This is a genomic window from Peribacillus phoenicis (assembly GCF_047238085.1).
Taxonomy (GTDB): domain Bacteria; phylum Bacillota; class Bacilli; order Bacillales; family DSM-1321; genus Peribacillus.
In genome coordinates, this window is record NZ_JBDFMF010000008.1 from 72,718 (window position 1) to 90,335 (window position 17,618).

The 17,618-nt window shown below is 37.6% G+C and carries 15 protein-coding genes and 4 pseudogenes; 9 read left to right on the forward strand and 10 right to left on the reverse strand.

Features of this window, described 5'->3' with window-relative positions:
* Positions 1-34: 34 nt before the first annotated feature.
* The 6 genes from ABC374_RS28440 to xerS all read left to right on the forward strand — a co-directional run bounded on the left by ABC374_RS28440 (position 35) and on the right by xerS (position 3,835).
* Positions 35-601, forward strand: coding sequence for a recombinase family protein (locus ABC374_RS28440; protein ID WP_048687004.1), 567 nt, complete (start codon positions 35-37; stop codon positions 599-601).
* Between the two features lie 205 nt (positions 602-806).
* Entirely contained in the window at positions 807-1,052 is a 246-nt protein-coding gene (locus ABC374_RS28445; protein WP_413020670.1) for a ParB N-terminal domain-containing protein, read from the forward strand.
* Positions 1,053-1,595: 543 nt separating this feature from the next.
* Positions 1,596-2,003, forward strand: a complete 408-nt coding sequence (gene mntA, locus ABC374_RS28450; protein ID WP_214792803.1) for a type VII toxin-antitoxin system MntA family adenylyltransferase antitoxin — start codon at positions 1,596-1,598, stop codon at positions 2,001-2,003.
* Positions 1,993-2,397, forward strand: a complete 405-nt coding sequence (gene hepT, locus ABC374_RS28455; RefSeq protein WP_413020671.1) for a type VII toxin-antitoxin system HepT family RNase toxin — start codon at positions 1,993-1,995, stop codon at positions 2,395-2,397. The genes mntA and hepT overlap by 11 nt, the downstream gene beginning before the upstream one ends.
* A 13-nt stretch (positions 2,398-2,410) precedes the next feature.
* On the forward strand, positions 2,411-2,575 hold the full coding sequence (locus ABC374_RS28460; RefSeq protein WP_413020672.1) for a hypothetical protein: 165 nt from the start codon (positions 2,411-2,413) through the stop codon (positions 2,573-2,575).
* A 132-nt stretch (positions 2,576-2,707) separates the two neighbouring features.
* The gene (xerS, locus tag ABC374_RS28465; protein WP_413020674.1) at positions 2,708-3,835 is read left to right on the forward strand and encodes a tyrosine recombinase XerS; all 1,128 of its coding nucleotides are present in this window, start codon (positions 2,708-2,710) and stop codon (positions 3,833-3,835) included.
* Positions 3,836-4,514: 679 nt separating this feature from the next.
* Here the strand turns inward: xerS and ABC374_RS28470 are convergent.
* Positions 4,515-4,712, reverse strand: a complete 198-nt coding sequence (locus ABC374_RS28470) for an FxsA family protein (RefSeq protein WP_413020676.1) — start codon at positions 4,710-4,712, stop codon at positions 4,515-4,517.
* On the opposite strand from ABC374_RS28470, the pseudogene ABC374_RS28475 reads away from it, so the two are divergent.
* Together ABC374_RS28475 and ABC374_RS28480 are read left to right on the forward strand one after the other, a co-directional pair.
* Positions 4,713-4,898, forward strand: a pseudogene (locus ABC374_RS28475) (SDR family oxidoreductase); the annotation flags it as partial. It lies immediately after the preceding gene.
* A gap of 68 nt (positions 4,899-4,966) precedes the next feature.
* Positions 4,967-5,239, forward strand: a complete 273-nt coding sequence (locus ABC374_RS28480; protein ID WP_413020678.1) for a gamma-type small acid-soluble spore protein — start codon at positions 4,967-4,969, stop codon at positions 5,237-5,239.
* Positions 5,240-5,943: 704 nt separating this feature from the next.
* Here ABC374_RS28480 and ABC374_RS28485 read toward each other — a convergent pair.
* From ABC374_RS28485 to ABC374_RS28490, 3 genes and pseudogenes are all read right to left on the reverse strand, one after another.
* Positions 5,944-6,348 (reverse strand): annotated as a pseudogene (locus tag ABC374_RS28485) (alkaline phosphatase); the annotation flags it as partial.
* Positions 6,349-6,440: 92 nt separating this feature from the next.
* Positions 6,441-6,598 (reverse strand): annotated as a pseudogene (locus ABC374_RS28775) (IS6 family transposase); the annotation flags it as partial.
* Between the two features lie 71 nt (positions 6,599-6,669).
* Entirely contained in the window at positions 6,670-7,920 is a 1,251-nt protein-coding gene (locus ABC374_RS28490) for a helix-turn-helix domain-containing protein (RefSeq protein ID WP_413020680.1), read from the reverse strand.
* A gap of 358 nt (positions 7,921-8,278) precedes the next feature.
* Between ABC374_RS28490 and ABC374_RS28495 the strand changes: the two genes are divergently transcribed.
* The gene (locus ABC374_RS28495) at positions 8,279-9,424 is read left to right on the forward strand and encodes a tyrosine-type recombinase/integrase (RefSeq protein WP_413020682.1); all 1,146 of its coding nucleotides are present in this window, start codon (positions 8,279-8,281) and stop codon (positions 9,422-9,424) included.
* Between the two features lie 773 nt (positions 9,425-10,197).
* Here ABC374_RS28495 and ABC374_RS28500 read toward each other — a convergent pair.
* The 6 genes and pseudogenes from ABC374_RS28500 to ABC374_RS28525 all read right to left on the reverse strand — a co-directional run bounded on the left by ABC374_RS28500 (position 10,198) and on the right by ABC374_RS28525 (position 17,545).
* Positions 10,198-11,670 carry an aldehyde dehydrogenase family protein gene (locus ABC374_RS28500; RefSeq protein ID WP_063596994.1) on the reverse strand — a complete coding sequence of 491 codons (1,473 nt, stop codon included), beginning with the start codon at positions 11,668-11,670 and terminating at the stop codon, positions 10,198-10,200.
* 22 nt (positions 11,671-11,692) lie between these two features.
* Positions 11,693-12,790: an NAD(P)-dependent alcohol dehydrogenase gene (locus tag ABC374_RS28505; RefSeq protein WP_331263060.1), complete on the reverse strand. Its 1,098-nt coding sequence runs from the start codon at positions 12,788-12,790 to the stop codon at positions 11,693-11,695.
* A 133-nt stretch (positions 12,791-12,923) separates the two neighbouring features.
* Positions 12,924-13,093: pseudogene (locus ABC374_RS28510) on the reverse strand (transposase); the annotation flags it as partial.
* Positions 13,094-13,734: 641 nt separating this feature from the next.
* Positions 13,735-14,916 carry a glycerate kinase gene (locus tag ABC374_RS28515; protein WP_413020684.1) on the reverse strand — a complete coding sequence of 394 codons (1,182 nt, stop codon included), beginning with the start codon at positions 14,914-14,916 and terminating at the stop codon, positions 13,735-13,737.
* A gap of 299 nt (positions 14,917-15,215) precedes the next feature.
* Complete coding sequence (locus ABC374_RS28520; protein ID WP_413020686.1) at positions 15,216-16,961, reverse strand: GMC family oxidoreductase; 1,746 nt, start codon at positions 16,959-16,961, stop codon at positions 15,216-15,218.
* Entirely contained in the window at positions 16,958-17,545 is a 588-nt protein-coding gene (locus ABC374_RS28525) for a gluconate 2-dehydrogenase subunit 3 family protein (RefSeq protein WP_413020688.1), read from the reverse strand. The genes ABC374_RS28520 and ABC374_RS28525 overlap by 4 nt, the downstream gene beginning before the upstream one ends.
* Positions 17,546-17,618 lie beyond the last annotated feature (73 nt).

A 17,618-nucleotide genomic window follows, 5' to 3' on the forward strand; every position in this document is an offset into this window, starting at 1 on the left:
AAATGAAAATATACAAGTTTACTGGAGGTTATATATGATTATTGGTTATGCACGTGTTTCTACTATTGACCAAAACTTAGATCGTCAAATTAGTGTTCTTAATGAATACGGTTGTGAAAAAATAGTAAAAGAGAAGTTTACTGGTACTATTAAAGATCGAAAAGGACTTCATCAACTGTTTGATGTAATCAGGAATGGAGATACAGTTGTAGTGGAGAGTATCTCCCGTTTAGGACGTAAAACATTGGATATCCTCAACATTATTCAACAGTTCGAAGAGACAGGAGTGCAATTCATTTCTTTAAAGGAAAATATGGATACAAGAACCTCTACAGGCAAAGCAATGTTCCAAATGATGTGCGTAATTGCTGAATTAGAAAGAAACCTTATTGCTGAGAGAGTAAAGGAAGGACTCGAAGCAAGTAAAAAGCGTGGAAAAACATTAGGTAGACCCAAGCTAGATACAGAAAAGCTTGCTGTTGCACTTCGGATGTATGACAGTAAAGAATATTCTATAAAAGAGATAGTCTCAGCAACCGGAATATCTCAAGGTTCTCTATATAGGGTAATCAATCGAAGAAAACTAGGAGAAATAAACTGATAAGGAGTATTTTATTATTTCTCCACATTTACTTTGCGGTCTAGAGCAAGAACCCTGTCATTAAGCCTATTAGCTGGTTTAGCGCCATAAGAAGGTTGCCAAATGGGGGCCTTAGGACGACAAAAGTGAGAATTTCTGATTAAATCGGTCTTATAACAGGTGAATAAAGAATATAATTAGACTTTAGATAGGGGTGAAAATAAAAATGAAACCAGATGAAATAGAGGAGTTTATTTTACTAAATCAAATTGTTGTAACGGAAGAGTTTTTAAATTCGCATCCGAGTGTTGAAAAAACACAACAAGTCTTAAATCATGTTAAACGGACAGGCTGCTTAGATGAACCCATTACGATAAATAGGGATACGAAGATCCTTAGGAACGGTTACAGACGCTATATTGCAGCCCAAAAGGTGGGGATGGAACTGGTCCCTATTATTTATGAGAAATAAGCTTTTACATAATCAAAAATAGAAAAAAGGAAGAAACCCACTGAAATCAAAATTCCCGGGGGTTTCTTCCTATAAGTACGTTTAGTGTAAACCAGAACCATCCAGCAACCACTGAACATTTAACTAACTGGTGATGTTAGCTAAAGATTACTATAAATTCAGGGCTTTCTTTTATGGATAGCCTAAAAAAGCTATCAAAAGATACAATTTATATTGAATATTTTAAAATAGACCTCGTTAAAATATATAAATTAAAACCGTCTATATTTAATTTGTCTACAGGTTTTTATTATTTATAGAAAGTTCTATGGAAAATTATAACAAGGAACATATAATCCTTTTGATACATTGTAGATAAATGATACACACTGATACTAATGTTCTCTTACAGCTCAAAGTATAATAACAAAAGAGGTTAGAAAAGAGTATCACTGATAACATACCACGTCAATTTATGCGTAAAATTTCAGTTTTACGAATAAATGGACATGAGAATGAATGTTTGGTATAATCTTCATATCCATAATTAAGGGAGCGTGTCTTATGTATACAGAGATGTTTCAAACCATTCAAGATACTCTCATCAAAAAAATAGATCCCGTTTTCATTATTATCTTTGGTTCTTATGCCAAAAAATCTACACATAAAGACAGTGATATCGATATTGCATTCTACTGTGAGAATCAATCGCTTACTACATATGAAGTTTTTCAGCTGGCACAGGAATTGGCAGATATTCTGAAAATTGAGGTGGATTTGGTCAATATCCGTACAGCATCCACGGTATTTAAAGCCCAGATATATACTACCGGTACCATAATATATTCAGCGAATGACACTCTTCTTAAAAACCTCCAAATGACTGCACTAAGCATGTACGCTAAATTGAACGAGGAACGCGAAAATATCTTAAAAAAAATTGGAGAAAGTGGGACCATCTATGAAGAATGATGTGATATTGAACAAAATCAGTGTGATAGAACGCTGCATGAACCGGGTTAAGGTTGTATATGAAAACAATCCAGAAAACCTGAAGGACTATACCAAACAAGACTCCATCATCCTCAATATACAAAGGGCCTGCGAAGCGTCAATCGACTTGGCTATGCATATTGTAGCTGAACGGAAATTAGGATTGCCCCAAACCAGCAGGGATGCTTTTGATATGCTTCATGAGGCCTTAATTATTGACGAAAATACGGTCAAACGATTAAAGGCCATGGTGGGTTTCAGAAACATAGCCGTTCATGATTACCAGACGGTGAATCTAGACATTTTGCAGCAAATTGTTGCGAACCATCTTGAGGATTTTACAGACTATACTAAACAAGTCCTCAAATTTTAATTAAAGGAGTTTTATGATGAATTACAAAATCCGTGTTTATGATCTCCATACAAATAAAGAAACAATCAAGGTAGATAAAATTTTTGACACGAAAGATGCTGCTGAAGCTGCTATCGAAAATCATAAACTTCAAAATCCAGAAAAATATGAGTATGTAAAAGTTCCTGTGAAAAGTTAATTATTTCAGTCCTACCCTTCTGTTCAGGACCTATAATGTTAGTATATTAGTTTGAACATAATATTATTATGTAAACAACTATTCGTAAAAATTGAATTTTACGCATAAACAAACTTAAAGAGGAGTCAATCAATGGCCAATACCAGACAACATCAAGTCCATGAGCAGAAATTGGAACAGCTGGTTAAGTTCATGCCTTTCTACATCGTTGAATATGTTGACAATAAATTGGATACACGGTCCCCTTCCACCCTCCTAAATTACGTTCTTGATTATAAATTATTTTTGGAGTGGCTGATGGCTGAAGGCATTGCTGAGCAGGAGCATATTAAGGATATCCCCTTGTCAGTACTGGAAAAGTTGAAGTTGATCGAAGCCCAATCCTTTATCAAATTTTTGGAACGGAGAAACATCCCCATCAATAAGCTGGAAACAAAAAAAGCGGAAAAGGTATCCGTCAATCGGAAAATTTCAGCACTACGTTCCCTTTTCAAATATTTAACGACACAGACAGAAAATGATGATGGCGAACCTTACTTCTATCGAAATGTCATGTTGAAAATTGAAGTGAATAAAGTGAAAGAAACATTGGGGGCGCGTGCTTCCAGAATATCAACAAAGATTTTCCACAATGATGAGGATGCCCGGTTTCTTGAATTCGTGAAGCATGACTATGAAAAGGAGCTACCTGAAAAGTCCAGAAAACTCATATATTTTAAAAGGGACAAGGAACGTGATTTTGCGATCTTATCTCTCTTCTTAGGAAGTGGCATCCGGGTGAATGAGTTATCTAATTTAAGGCTACGAGACTTGGATTTCGAGGAAAAACAGATACACGTTTTACGTAAGGGTGGAAAAAAAGATGTAGTGGCAGTCTCTCCTCCTTCCATGCAGGACATAAAAGATTACCTAGCTGTGCGAACGGAACGTTATAGGGGATCAAACGATGATACGGCCTATGTTTTCTTGACTCGGGTGAATGATGGAGCGACCCCTCTTTCCAACCGCGCCATCGAGGCGCTAGTAAAGAAATATACGAAGGCCTTTAAGTCCAATAAATCGATGTCGCCACACAAACTGAGGCATACGTACGGGACAAACTTAATGGAGCAGTCAGGAGATATCCATTTGTTGATGACTCAACTCGGTCATACTTCAACCACAACGGCTGCCCTCTATACAAATCCTGAACGAGAGAAGGCTAAAAAGGCTGCGAAACTGCTGGGAGAGAGAAGAACCAATTATCGTGAAAAAGATTAAATGAAAAAAGAGAGGATTTTCTAGTCTTCTCTTTTTGTAAGTGAGTAGTAATGAAAACATAAGATACCATCTATGCTTCTATCATTTTGTAAGGCTAAATAAAAGGTAGCTAAATGCCAGTAATAATTGGAGTGGGAATGGTAATATTCTTGATTATTATAATACTCAACTTCATTCCAACTAATAGCAATAAAATAAAAATGATAATTCCTTCCAACATTTTTTTTAAATTAGAGGAGGTATTTCGAAAAATGAAATAATAGCTCCAGTACACACTGTTCTAATAATATGCCCACATTGATTTTTACTCCTCGATTTCTTTTTGGAAGGATTCTGATATGGTTCCTAAATTGCGAATCTTTGCTATCCTTGTGAGGTGTTTGGTTTGTCTATATCCAAGCAGCACAATTATTACGAAAAAAAATTAGACAAATTGTTAAAGAGATGCCAAACAGGATATCCGGTCTCCCCTTACTTTTCAACTATGTAAGGGATTAAAGAGAGTTTTTCAACTGGCTCATTGACGAAGGGATATTGTCCCCATAATGGAAAACCATCAGATCAATTAATAGAAATAATGAAAATGTGTATCATGCATAATAGAAAAATTTAGGTTTTGGTGGTCCAGGCCCGCCCTGACAGGTTAGAACCTATTACGTTGCCTGGCATCAACAAAGCCCTACTTTATGATTTTTATATTGCCAAGCTTCCTTTGAATAGCATTGATCATGAGAAATTTAAAGACTCGTCTGGTTGGTTGAAACAGCTTGAGAAAACCAGTAATGTTGGTAAAACCTTGTGTTAACAGAAGGACACCCCCTAATATACATATACCGTCTAATAGGGCATCACCTGGAAGCTGGCAGTGACTTTGCATAAATCTTTCCCGAACAGGGATGAAATGCTTGCTGAGGGGGCTGAACAGACTCCAGCAGGAAGGTTGGATGAGGTAGAAGATATGGTGAACACCATATTATTTTTAATATCGGATGGAGCAAGTATGATTCGCGGACAAACCGTAATTGCAGATGGAGGAATTTCTTTACTGTTTAAAATTGGTTAAATTTAAATGGTTTTTTTAGGATAGCACTCCAAGAAAATGGTTATCTTATAATGGTGGAGGTGATATTAATGGTTAACAACAACAACAATAAAACACAAGCAGGTACAAACGTACAACAAGTAAGACAACAAAACGCGCAATCTCAGCAAGGTCAAGGACAATACGGTACTGAGTTTGCAAGTGAAACTAACGTACAAGAAGTGAGACAACAAAACGCGCAATCTCAGCAAAAAAAAGGTCAAGGTCAAGGACAATACGGTACTGAGTTTGCAAGCGAAACAAACGTTCAACAAGTGAAACAACAAAACCAAAAATCTCAAAGCAATAAAAGCCAAGGCTAATTGCTAAATATAAAAGTCATCCTTCTTTTGAAGGGTGTCTTTTTATTTTTTTCCTTTTTTGCATTTGACAAAAGAACAGTTCAGATTTATATATTTCTTTAAGGATTTTCTTTAGGAATCTCGCTCTAATGAAGGAAAAAATTTTAGAGTACTCAAACCCGAGTACTCTGGCGTACTGCAATCCCAGTATGGAACATTTGTTTGTATATTTATTACAACAACAAAAAAGCCAAAGGTGCATAGGCCGTAACACGCTTATCAGGAGTTCTTCTTCGCACGATACCCTTTCTGTCCGTTCCCCTTTGGATTTGATTGCACTTAGCAGTTCAACTAAGTAGTTCTGTTTTTATGGTTGGTTTTTAGTTGAAAGCTAATAGATCTAAAGGAAAAGTCGAATACACCATAATATCAAAAGCAACTGATTCTAAGGGTAATGTACAACCGCTAGAACCGATGTGGAACAGAAAGGGCTATGGATACAACGCATTAGATATTATAAAAGTTAAAGTCTAGTAGTTTCCTTTTTATTTACACTAATAAAAAAGGTCGATTCAAAAGTAAAAAAACACTTTAGAAACGACCCCCATTATTCTTAAAGTAAACCCTCATGGATAACTCCGTGCGGCATTCAGCATAAAGGAGCCAGGGAAAACCCTACCTCCTTTAGTTCAAACCTCACTCATTCTGTCTCAGCAAGGAGATTCTTATTCGTCACGATCTTGGTGATTATTTTCACCGTGTTCGTTGTAAGAATAACCCCTAACCGAAGGCAGGCCAGAGATATAGCCAACACCGCCAGTTTCTTGAATGCCAACCGCCTGTTTCATCGCATCAGCCAGCTTCGTCTTGTCCACTGCATTAATTTGTTTGCCTGCAATATCTTCTCCAGGATGCTGGAAGTTACTTAAGACATAACGAGAATTATTGGCATTGTCCACTGCTCTTAATCCTGTTGCTTCAGCTCCAGCAGGCACGGAAAGAATTCGGGACAATTTCTTTGTATTTACATCATATGCCCACACAAAGTTGTTCGTATGCATGCCGCTGTCTTCGCCGATAAATAATGTGTTTAAATCATTTGAAAAGCTTAGGTTATCTGGATTTAAGATTGTCCTTTAAACATGTAGCTACCATCAAAGGGTTCTGGTGCAAATATAGCCTTTTTGAAACATAGAATCTCAATACCCATTTCATCTATGAATTATGAGGCTACTCCAAATAATTTATGTATGAATTCAATCTGCTTTGGACAGAATTCACCCCTTGTTGAACTTGTCCTTTTTTCAGCATATGCATCACCTCTACTCCACAGATTATTTGTTTGGCTGTTAGAAACATTTTTAATCCTAGCATAGAACGGTATGTCTAAGATTTAGAGATTATTTTGCCATTATTAAAGTTTTTGCATCAGAACCAAAAGTCTTATATAGCTATTTTATTATCGACGATAATTTTTGTTCAACCCATTTACTGATACTAATCCCATCTTGTTCAGCTAAATCTGAAATTGTTTCTAACAATTCGATCGGTAATTCAAAACTAGTTTTTCTATATGGACTACGTAATATCAAAGTAGCATCTTCATGATGCATTTCTCCATTGGTTAAATACGGTAAGATATCAGCAATACCAAACACCTCAGATATTAACGGCTTTTCCCCTGCCCTAACGTAGAGTAAGACCGTTTCATTTTGTTCTCTTACTCGAATGTTTTCCACTCCCCAAATTTTATATAAATAATCCATGAAGGGATAAAATACCACTTCGTTTTTTGGTACCTGAAGCTCCACATAGCCTTTATAATCCAAAGTAGGTTGGTGGATCGAGTATGAGGGCTTTAAAGTATAAGTTTTCATTCCTTCTTCATATGTCAACCACTTTTGGATATTGGGTAGGTAGAAACCAAATACATTTTCTTCATTACGAACCACACGTGCCTCGGGTATTTTAGACGAATGAAATCTTTGATACAAAGCCATGTCATTTTTTGAATCATAATATTCATATTTTTTAGGTCGCTGTGTTTCAGTTGGTTTGAGTGATTTCGCTGCTTCCTGATAGGCTGCTTCCGAAATTACATAAGTGATTCTTTCATCACCATATGGGACGGCCTTAGCTTTTATCGAACCACCTTGGATATACTTATAAACACTTTGTACAGATAATCCTAATCTCTTTGCAACATCATTTGGACTCATACCTGTAGGTAAAAATTGCTTTTCATACACTAATCGATCCACTTCTGCTTTTTCATAACGTGCTTCTTTATGCAGTCGATGGGGATCCAGAATTTTAGTGATTTTCTTCTGTTTTCCATAATGGTAGACTGTTGCCTTGGATACGCCTAATAAATCAGCTACCTCTTTTTGTGTATACCATTCCACTTTATCCCCCTCCCATCCTTCTTGTTTATCCGTTATTGTTATTGGAACATCCCGCCGGTTCCCATTCGTCAATTCCTCATGATACAAGACAGCTTCCGCCTGGCCAAATTTCACACGATATTGGAGACGTGGGTGTTCGATCACTTCCAAAATCACGCCTTCTTTTTTTTCAAATTGTTTAAAGTAGTAAAAACTCTCTGGGTCTTCTTCTTCCGTACATGTTGGGAGAACATAAACTGTTTCCCCCATTTCATAAGATGCAGCCTGCGTGTTTTTTTTATGGTTTAGTTTATTCATTATTCGTCTCTTCACCTTTTATCTTTTATTGTTATATGTTCCTATACCTCGAGATTAATTATTAATTTCCTATATCCATAATAATATATAATTTTGGTTTAAATAAGTATAATTACAAAATCTTATTATATAACCATTATAGATGTAATATTTGAATCAAACAATATTATTCTAATTCTGCAATCTAATTTTAGACTAATTATGAAAAACCTAAATAAATATAGAATTTATTTAGGTCTTTCTTAATTATTTAACTTTTAGAGTTTGTTATAATGTAATTAATATTTATTAAAAGGTATGTACTACATATATACGTTATCTTATTAATAGTTGAAATATAAAAGTGAGGGATACAGGTATGCATGAACTGATAGATAAATCGAAAGAGATTCAGAGCAGTGCATGGAAAAAAAGTCTGTCAGACATTTCGATCCACACGTTACAAGAACGATTAGATGCGACAGAAAAAAATGGGAAAGATCCTTTTTCCGATTTTAGCGATGTAGACATGCTACAGTGGTTTCTTCAACGGCGAGAGCATTTAAACCAGCAACACGAAAAATCCACCCGCACCGTCCAAGCCTATGAGCGAGAACTTCTTCGATTTATTGAACAATTACTCACCTATTCGGTTGAAATCAATGCCGACTTGGGACAAGTTGTGGAGGGTTCTCTCTTTAAATCTTTATCTAGCCGGCACATTCGAAGATACCAGGAATGGTTATCAGAAAAAAGCCCCTATGTCTTAGCAAAAGGAGCGTATTCCGTTGCCACCTTATCCAGAAAGACAACCATCATTAAGACTTTTTTGAAATTCCTGTTCGAATCAGGCTATATCACGGAGCCCATTCATGAAGGTTTCTTTAAGGTCAATATCCGAAAGGATGATCGGCCGAACCGTGATTTGGGACCGAAGGAAGTCATTCAGCTACTTGATTACTTCAGGGAAATCAACCACCCCATCGTTTTTTCGATCATTCATATCCTGACGATGACAGGCATGCGTAATGAAGAGTTTACAAGACTCCAAATCAAGGATCTTCAATATGATTCCATTACCAGCACGTATTTTTTAGATGTCATTGGTAAAGGAAATAAAAGAAGGCAAATTCCATTGAAAGAAAAAGGGATGAATAGCATTCGCATGTTCCGTTCAGCTAGAGGGCTCGACGATATAGATGCAGCAGAAGGAGACGACCCGCTCTTTACGACCAATACTGGCCGTGCCTACTCCCCCTCTTATTTGTCTCAATACATAACAAAAGCCATTAAGGAGAGTGGATTGCCTTTTTTGAAGTTTCGTTCTTCTTCCATTGGTCCTCATACATTCAGGCATGCCTTTGCCATCATTTCTCACTTAAATGGAGTGGATGTCTATCAGATTATGAAGAGTCTGGGCCATGAGCAACTTTCCACTACAGAGATTTATTTGGAGAAGGTTTTTGAAAAAGAACGCCATGCGATTCATTTGTGGAAACCAGATGTGTTTGGTGAGTATATATAATAGAAGAAACTCGTCATATTCTGAAAGATTTTTGATGAATTTTGGACACCAATGTAAGAGATATTAGGAATGCATCAACCCATCTAGATGATAAAAAGAAAAACATCTATCAAATGACATAAAGGAACAATGCTATCTTACTGATGAATCATATTATTTAAGGCTACATTCTCAAGAAAATATAAGATCGTCGTGCTACCTACCTATTTTGATGCACAATACAAAACACATTTTTGCGTTAAAAAATTAGTTCTTGAAACTAGATAAATAGAGTTCAAATTTGAAGGAGATAATGATTGGATAACACAAGGGAGGATTTAAGTCTTTTTGTTTCCTTCCTAAGATTCACAAGTAATGAAGAATAAAAATTGTTTATTCGATCCTTCCCATCACAAGGCCATAGCTAAATTGTTTTGACCTAGAGTATTATTTCCATAATAAGTGATTCCGAAACAGTTCCTTCCCTTATAGAATTCGCTAACAGCAAAACATCGGCTCTAAGGGAACTACGTAAAATAAAAAATCCTCCGCTTAAATGCAAAGGATTTTTTTGGGAGCTTATAAAATTCATTATGTTGTATTGAACCAAACCTATCAAAAACTCACGGTTGATATGCTTGAAAGCTTCAGTGAATTAATAAACAGCATTATGAATAACCGGTTTAATTTATCCTTCTAATGGAATGGAGAATGGTTCAGACATCTTTTATTTTAATAAAGAAAAAGAAGGAAGCAAAATATAAAGTATTGTTCTCTCTTTGCTGACCTGAACCTTAAGAAAATGGATATTGTCTAGGTTCCTTTTGAACGGATATCCATTTTACAGTTGTAAATTCTTCGAATGCCCATTCACCGCAATATCTGCCTAAACCTGAACTTTTCTCTCCGCCAAATGGAACATTAGACTCGACATTGATTGTTTGATCATTAACATGAATCATGCCTGTCTTAATCTGTTTAGCGACATCGATTCCTCTTTCAAGTGAACCTGTAAATACTGCACCGCTTAAACCAAAGGGAGTGTCATTTGCCACGTTAATGGCTTCTTCTTCATTATCTACTGGAATAATACAAGCTACTGGAGCGAACACTTCATCTTGCGCGATTGTCATATCATTTGTTACATCTACAAGGACAAACGGCTCCATGAGATTACCTTCGACGTTTCCTTTTTTAATTAACTTTGCTCCTTGGGCAACACTTTTGTCGATAATTCTCAATGCTCTATCTACTTGTTTTCGATTGATCATTGGGCCGATAATTGTATCACTTTCACGCGGATCCCCAACTTTGACAGTTGCAGCCTTTTCTAAAAATTTCTCAATAAATGGTTCATATAATTTACGATCTACAATAATACGATTAATCGCAATACAAATTTGGCCTGAATGCATAAATTTACCAAACGTTGCTGCTGAAACAGCCTCGTCTAAATTTGCATCATCTAAAATGATAAAAGCATTGTTTCCTCCTAGTTCCAAGGCAGGCTTTTTAACATGCTTGACTGCAAGTGAGCCTACATGTCTTCCAGCAGCAGTAGAACCTGTAAATGAAATGACACTTGGAACTGGATGTTCTACGAAGGAGTCACCTATTTCTTCAAGATCGGCAACAGTCACGTTAATGACTCCTTTTGGAAGCCCAGCTTCTTCAAAGATTTTGGCAATGATAAGACCACCAGTAATAGGGGTTTGCAGATCTGGTTTCACAACGATGCTATTTCCAGTTGCAATGGCAGGTGCAACGACACGCATTGTTAAATGTAAAGGCCAATTCCAAGGAGTGATGGCGCCAACAACTCCTGCAGGTTCACGGTAAACTCTGTTTTCTTTTCCTGGAATAGCGGATGGACGAATCGATCCCCCTAACAATAATGGAAAAGTAGCAGCTAATTTTATATCACCGATGCTGCAATCAACTTCTACGCTGGCTTTTAAATGAGAGCTTCCTGTTTCTTCTATAAGAAGTTGGACTAGTTCTTCTTTCTTATCTTGCATAATTTGAGCAGCTTTTTCAAGGATGCTAATTTTTTCGTAAGGAGCAACTTTTGCCCAACTTTTTTGGGCCTCTTCAGCTGCCACATATGCCTCAAGGATATCGTTTTTACTCGCAAACTTCAATTCTGTCAGGATTTCATTATTATAAGGATTCGTAACAGTACAAGTTTTCTCACTGGAGCCTTCTCGCCAGCTACCATTAATTAGGTTATTGACCCACTCAGAGTATTTATAAGTTTTAACAGTCATTTTCATTTTCCTCCCTCAAAATTCAACCTAATTTTAGAACTGGCTTAATTGTCAAACCTGATTCTGAATCTGCACTCGCTTGGTTGATTTCTTCAAAACTATAAAATTTTATTAATTTATCAAACGGAAATTTCCCTTGCTTATATAGTTCAATTAATTTCGGGATGAAAACTTGAGGAACAGCCGATCCAAGTAAAACACCAACCACTGATCTTTCAAATAAAAGGGTATTTACATCTAAATGCACTTCAGTCCCTACCGGTGGAGCACCAATGACTACGGCTTGTCCTAAAGTAGCTAGACAATCAACAGCTTGACGTAAAACTTCCGGACGGCTAGTGGTTTCAATAGAATAATTCACACCGTCTCCTGTTATTTTTTTGATTTCTTCAAATGAATTTGTATCTTTCGGATTAATGGTGTGAGTGGCACCAAGTTCCTTGGCTAATTCCAAACGATTTTCGTTAATGTCTATTGCAATAATCGTTGTACAGCTTGCCACCTTTGCCCCCATTACAGCACTTAAACCTACAGCACCGCATCCAAAAATAACGATACTTGATCCCACTTTAGGCTTTAATTTATTTAGGACAGCTCCACTCCCAGTTTGAATCCCACATCCTAATGGCCCTAATAAATCAAGTGGAACATCTTTTGGAACTTTAACTACATTTCTTTCTGAGACGATGGAAAAATTAGCAAAGCTAGATTGACCAAAGAAATTATGAACGTCTCTTCCATCCTGGTGCAATCTGCAAGATCCATCCTTCATAGTACCTGTAAAGTTTAGCTCAAAAAACTGATTGCAGGCATAAGGATTGCCACTTTGGCAATTTGAACAATCACCGCAAGAACTATACGACAAAACCACATGATCACCAGGTTTAACGCTGCTGACTCCCACTCCTACCTTTTCAACAATACCTGAGCCCTCATGCCCCAACACAGCAGGTAGAGGAACAGGATAATATTGATCTCGAACAATTAAATCAGTATGACAAATCCCAGAAGCCTGTATGCGAACGAGCACCTCTCCACCCTTTGGATCATCTATCGTAATGTCCTCGATTTTGAATGGCTCTCCTTTACCATGTGTGACAGCAGCTTTTGTGCTTAACATACAATCATCCCCCTATTTAGAAAGCGTTTTCAATAAAAATGATAACAGGTTAAGTGTTTTATAGTTCTAAAATATAACTTTGATACGTTTAAAATATTCCAGATAAAAACAGCCTACATTCCTAACTTACCGAAGAAATCTTGTCTTTGTTTCGCTTAATGACATTTACTTTCGTCCTAGTATCAGCGCTGCTTGCTTTAAAATATCATTCTCCATCTGTAACTGTTTCAGTTCTTTTCGTAGTTTAATAAGTTCTTGTTCTTCAGGAGAACGGTTGTCTTTTTCCTTAAAAGAACCTGTGTTTTCACTCTGTTGAATCCACCGATCTAAAGAAGAAGGGGTAAGTTCATATTCTTCAATAAGAGCCTTTCAGACTCACTGATAGGAGAGCTATTCCGATCGCTGGCAGAAGATGTGTTATATAAGGATGCTCAATAAAATGGAAGGCGATATAGATTTTTATATCGCTTTTTTTAAGAAGGTTCTGGTTTCTTAGGGTATGGAACGTAAAGTTAAACCCGGTAAGACTAAGCATAACTCTAAATGAATTTTTAGTGGCCATATTGCAATTTTAGGTGGCTAAAACACTTCTTTATATCGCAATCGGAGCTGGTTTATGCTGACTGAGTCACAGCTTCAAGTACTCTCGCTCATATGTGGACTGCTATTTGGATTAACTTACAGCTTTATAGAGCCAACCTGGCAGCTACTCTTACCGCCTTGCCATAAAAAAAGGGAATTCCACAATCGGATTCCCTTTTCTCACGTGCCAAACAGTTGCAAATATATTAGTCAAGATGATTAAAGGAAATGAAACATTCGATAAGACCACGACGGTATACCCGATCTTAAAGGAAGGTAGGGCTACAAGTGCTTTTTAGATACCCAAACTCTTATGTTACCATAATGACTCTTGTGGTAAATAATATAAGAAAAAAAGCCCTTTATGGTACGTACAAGTAACTATTATCTGTTCCTATATTGTTTTTTCCCTTTCTAATAAATAATCGAAATAACTGTTCGGTTGTTTTTTCAATCAATTTACCAGTTTCCGCAAAAGCTGTTTCTAAATCCATTGGCCCGTTTATTATACTGAACGCAGCAGTTAACCCTAATTCATGCAAAGGAGTGATATCTCCTTCAACGGTTCCAGCTATTGCAATGATAGGGACCTTATATTGTTTCGATAGTTTTGTTATACCTGAAACCACTTTCCCATAGGCGGTTTGCTCATCCAATTTTCCTTCTCCGGTTATAATAAGATCAAATTGTTGTTCGTGAAAAAGGGTTGATAGATTTAATGTCTCTATCATGAGTTCTACTCCGGGTCTCATTTCTGTTTGACAAAATGCATACAGGCCTGCTGCTGTTCCCCCGGCTGCTCCTCCCCCCTCTAAGTTATGAATGCGTCTGCCTGTTTTTCTATAAACAACATCTGCAAATACTCTAAGGGCCTCATCTAATTGATTTACTAATTCCGGTAAAGCACCTTTCTGTGGACCGAATACATGAGATGCCCCGTTTGGACCAATCAATGGATTACTAACATCACAAGCAATTTGAAAATGCGCTTCTTTTACTCGTTCATCTACGTAAGTGTCATCAATAATTGAAAGGTCTTTAAGTGCTAGTCCTCCACTTTTTAACTCATTTCGTTCTTTGTCTAAAAAGCGATAACCGAGCGCTTTTAAAATTCCAGTTCCTCCATCATTTGTTGCACTACCTCCTAGACAAATAATAAAAGAACGAATTCCTTTCCCTAAAGCGTCTTTAATCAATTGGCCTGTTCCATATGTTGAGGCAATTGCAGGGTTTAATTCTTTTGATGTTAACAATGGCAGGCCAGAGGCGACTGCTAACTCAATAACCGCCGTTTTTTCGTTCCCGATAATACCAAAGTGGCCGTTAATCCTTCTTCCTAACGGGTCATTCACTAGAACTTTTTCAATTTTGCCATTTGTTGCGGTTACCAGTGTTTCGAGTGTACCCTCACCACCATCTGCCATTGGTATTCTTAATGTATCTGCATCATCTTTCACACTTTTAATACCGCGTTCAATGTGCTTTGCGACATTTTCTGCTGATAAACTTCCTTTAAATGAATCTGGCGAAATTAAAATCTTCATTAAACCCCTCCAAAAACCCTTATCGTATACGCTCACTCTAATGCTATTAATAATGAAACTAATAAAAATACTGAAATCATACACAAAAAGACAGCAATATTTAATTTCTACCCTTTGGAAATCACCTTTTTTATGATATAAATAATGGCCTTAACTTCTCCCTAATCAACCATTAATGAATTTTAGGACCTTAATCGGTGTAAAGTGTAAAGAACTATTTTTAAATATTAGTACTATCTCTAGATTCATAAAAACCTCTTGTTAAACAAGAGGTTTTTATGTGCGTCCTATAACAGACATTATGCTAAGTGAGTTTGGGCATTTATTATTTTTGTATTTTTCCCTTCCAATTGACCTCGTCCAAGAAGATGATCTGCGGTCAAATAAGCTAATGCCATAATAGTCTCTGTCGGGTTGTATGAAGGGAGGGTAGGGAACTGCCCTCCACCTACTGCATAAAGTCCTTTACACTCATGTACTTCTCCAAATGGATTGACAACTGATGAAGATGGATCCCATCCCATTCTGTGAGTACCAGTATCGTGAACAGAAATATGATAAGCAGGTGTTGGTGAATCCTCCCACCAATCGGTCATCCCCATCTCCTGTGCGATTTCTCGCTTGATCTTCATGAAATATTCCACCGTCTTGCGATCGTTATCAGTCCAATCATGGGTAATTCTCATTGCTGGCTGACCAAATTTATCCTTCACTTTAGGATCAAGGTCAACGTAGAATTGTTTTGATGGTAAGGAAGAATGCTGGGAGTACATCTTGAAAAGTTTCCGGTAATTTTCACTCATCCAATCTTTAAAGCCCTTCCCCCAACGAGGGACATGAGGTGGGAGACTATGAATAATTTCCATCGGTTGCATATCACCAGTCCAAGTGTTAATAGGAGAACCCCAAAGAACGCCCTCATCATTTTCAGGAATTAACTCGGATGTTAAATCGTCTAGAACACTACCTGATTGGAGCGACCCCATAAATGGATTTGTCCACTCAGGTAATATTCCAGTAAACCAACCATAATTGTGCATTGCCAAATGCTTACCCACATGACCATTCTCATTAATTCCTGAGGCTAAAAGTAATCTAGCATTCTCAAGAGCGTAACAGCCCAAGATGACAATATCAGCTTCAAGATCAACAACTTTCCCTTCGGAATCATAGTAGGAGACTCCACGCACTCGACCAGTGGAATCCTTATTTACTCGAAATACTCGAACATAAGGGCGGATTTCTAAATTATCAGTCTCCATGGCTGCGGTTTTAACTAAATCATGAGTAGATACTTTAGCACCAACATGGCAGTGATACCCATGGCAAAATCCACAATTGGTACAAGCCGACCTACCCTTATAATTTTCAGTCGCAATGGCTGATGGAGTAGGATATGGATGATAACCTAACTTAGTAGAAGCTTCTACAAAAAGGTTATCCGCTGCTGCACGTGGTAAAGGGGACATTGGGTAGCCTCTATCGCGAGTTGATTCAAAAGGATTGCCATTAGGCTGAATTTCGCCTTTAATATTACCCGCCTTACCCGAAACTCCTAGTTCCCACTCGACTCGGTCATAATACGGCTCCAACTCCTTATAACCTATAGGCCAGTCGACAATTGTTGTATCCTCAGGTAACGCGGATTCAGAAAATCTTTCAATGATTGTACTACGCATGCTAAAATCTTTTTCACGAAATCGGAATGCAGCTCCACCCCATGATCGAGTGCCACCTCCCGTCCCTATAGATGGAGGTGTCTGGAAAGGATCACCTAGTCCCATTTTGTTAGAAGCCCACGGAAGAATGGCACCCTTTTTGTTTTCGTTTGGTCTCCATGTAATGGGATCAGAACCCATATGCGGGACCATTGAACTACGAGTATAGTAACGGATTTCATCAAACTTTGTTAAGAAATCTGCATCCTGGTAGAATGCTCCCTTCTCAAGACCAACAACCTTCAAACCAGCTCGAGCCAATTCTGTTGCTATGAGTCCACCTGAAGCACCAAGACCAACTACAATTGCATCTATTTGTTGAGTCATAATTCCACCTCTGTTATCACTGGTCTATGTTCCCTTTGGATATCCGTAAGAGTTTTCACCTTAATTTGATCAATATTGAAACCTAATTTCATCTGTTCCGGAGTATAACCCCATTGTGCACCCGGGAATCCAATCATCTTCCAACCGATAGCATCACGATTTCCTCCATATAGAGGGTCACCAAAGGTCCCCTCCATTGTATGCTCATATACAACAGCAAAGAATTGTGCCAGTACACTGCCCCTTCTGTCTGAACTTTCACCGGAATTTAAGGGATCCTCAGCTACAAATCCCTCAATAGCACGAAGAACCTGATCCTGTTGTTCCTCAGTAAGTGCGATGAACGCGTCACCATGATTCTTTTCACAGTACCTTTGGAGCTCCATCAAACCCTGCCTGTAAAATGTTTGAAGATGTTTAAAAAAACCGGCGAGTGATTGGTCAATAAACATGACCGCCCCTGCTTCTTTTGCACCAAGACTTACAAGGTCACTTGGTATGAGCCGGGAGGCAATTGCTTCAATTGTACTTGCTTCGTCCCTGTTAAAAAACATGAGTACTTGAAATTCATCGCTTTTGTACATTTCTTTCCCTCCTTTAAACTCTACTCTCTTAAAGTGAAATGGGGAGAGCAATCTCTCCCCATTTATTCATATT

Excerpts from the sequence above, each read along its gene's own strand:
- ABC374_RS28460 (WP_413020672.1), top strand. The coding sequence starts at position 2,411 with ATGATGAATTACAAAATCCGTGTTTATGATCTCCATACAAATAAAGAA.
- ABC374_RS28490 (WP_413020680.1), bottom strand. The coding sequence starts at position 7,920 with ATGAATAAACTAAACCATAAAAAAAACACGCAGGCTGCATCTTATGAA.
- ABC374_RS28505 (WP_331263060.1), bottom strand. The coding sequence starts at position 12,790 with ATGTTAAGCACAAAAGCTGCTGTCACACATGGTAAAGGAGAGCCATTC.
- mntA (WP_214792803.1), top strand. The coding sequence starts at position 1,596 with ATGTATACAGAGATGTTTCAAACCATTCAAGATACTCTCATCAAAAAA.
- ABC374_RS28440 (WP_048687004.1), top strand. The coding sequence starts at position 35 with ATGATTATTGGTTATGCACGTGTTTCTACTATTGACCAAAACTTAGAT.
- ABC374_RS28500 (WP_063596994.1), bottom strand. The coding sequence starts at position 11,670 with ATGACTGTTAAAACTTATAAATACTCTGAGTGGGTCAATAACCTAATT.
- ABC374_RS28495 (WP_413020682.1), top strand. The coding sequence starts at position 8,279 with ATGCATGAACTGATAGATAAATCGAAAGAGATTCAGAGCAGTGCATGG.
- ABC374_RS28525 (WP_413020688.1), bottom strand. The coding sequence starts at position 17,545 with ATGTACAAAAGCGATGAATTTCAAGTACTCATGTTTTTTAACAGGGAC.
- ABC374_RS28470 (WP_413020676.1), bottom strand. The coding sequence starts at position 4,712 with ATGCAAAGTCACTGCCAGCTTCCAGGTGATGCCCTATTAGACGGTATA.
- hepT (WP_413020671.1), top strand. The coding sequence starts at position 1,993 with ATGAAGAATGATGTGATATTGAACAAAATCAGTGTGATAGAACGCTGC.
- xerS (WP_413020674.1), top strand. The coding sequence starts at position 2,708 with ATGGCCAATACCAGACAACATCAAGTCCATGAGCAGAAATTGGAACAG.
- ABC374_RS28515 (WP_413020684.1), bottom strand. The coding sequence starts at position 14,916 with ATGAAGATTTTAATTTCGCCAGATTCATTTAAAGGAAGTTTATCAGCA.
- ABC374_RS28445 (WP_413020670.1), top strand. The coding sequence starts at position 807 with ATGAAACCAGATGAAATAGAGGAGTTTATTTTACTAAATCAAATTGTT.
- ABC374_RS28480 (WP_413020678.1), top strand. The coding sequence starts at position 4,967 with ATGGTTAACAACAACAACAATAAAACACAAGCAGGTACAAACGTACAA.
- ABC374_RS28520 (WP_413020686.1), bottom strand. The coding sequence starts at position 16,961 with ATGACTCAACAAATAGATGCAATTGTAGTTGGTCTTGGTGCTTCAGGT.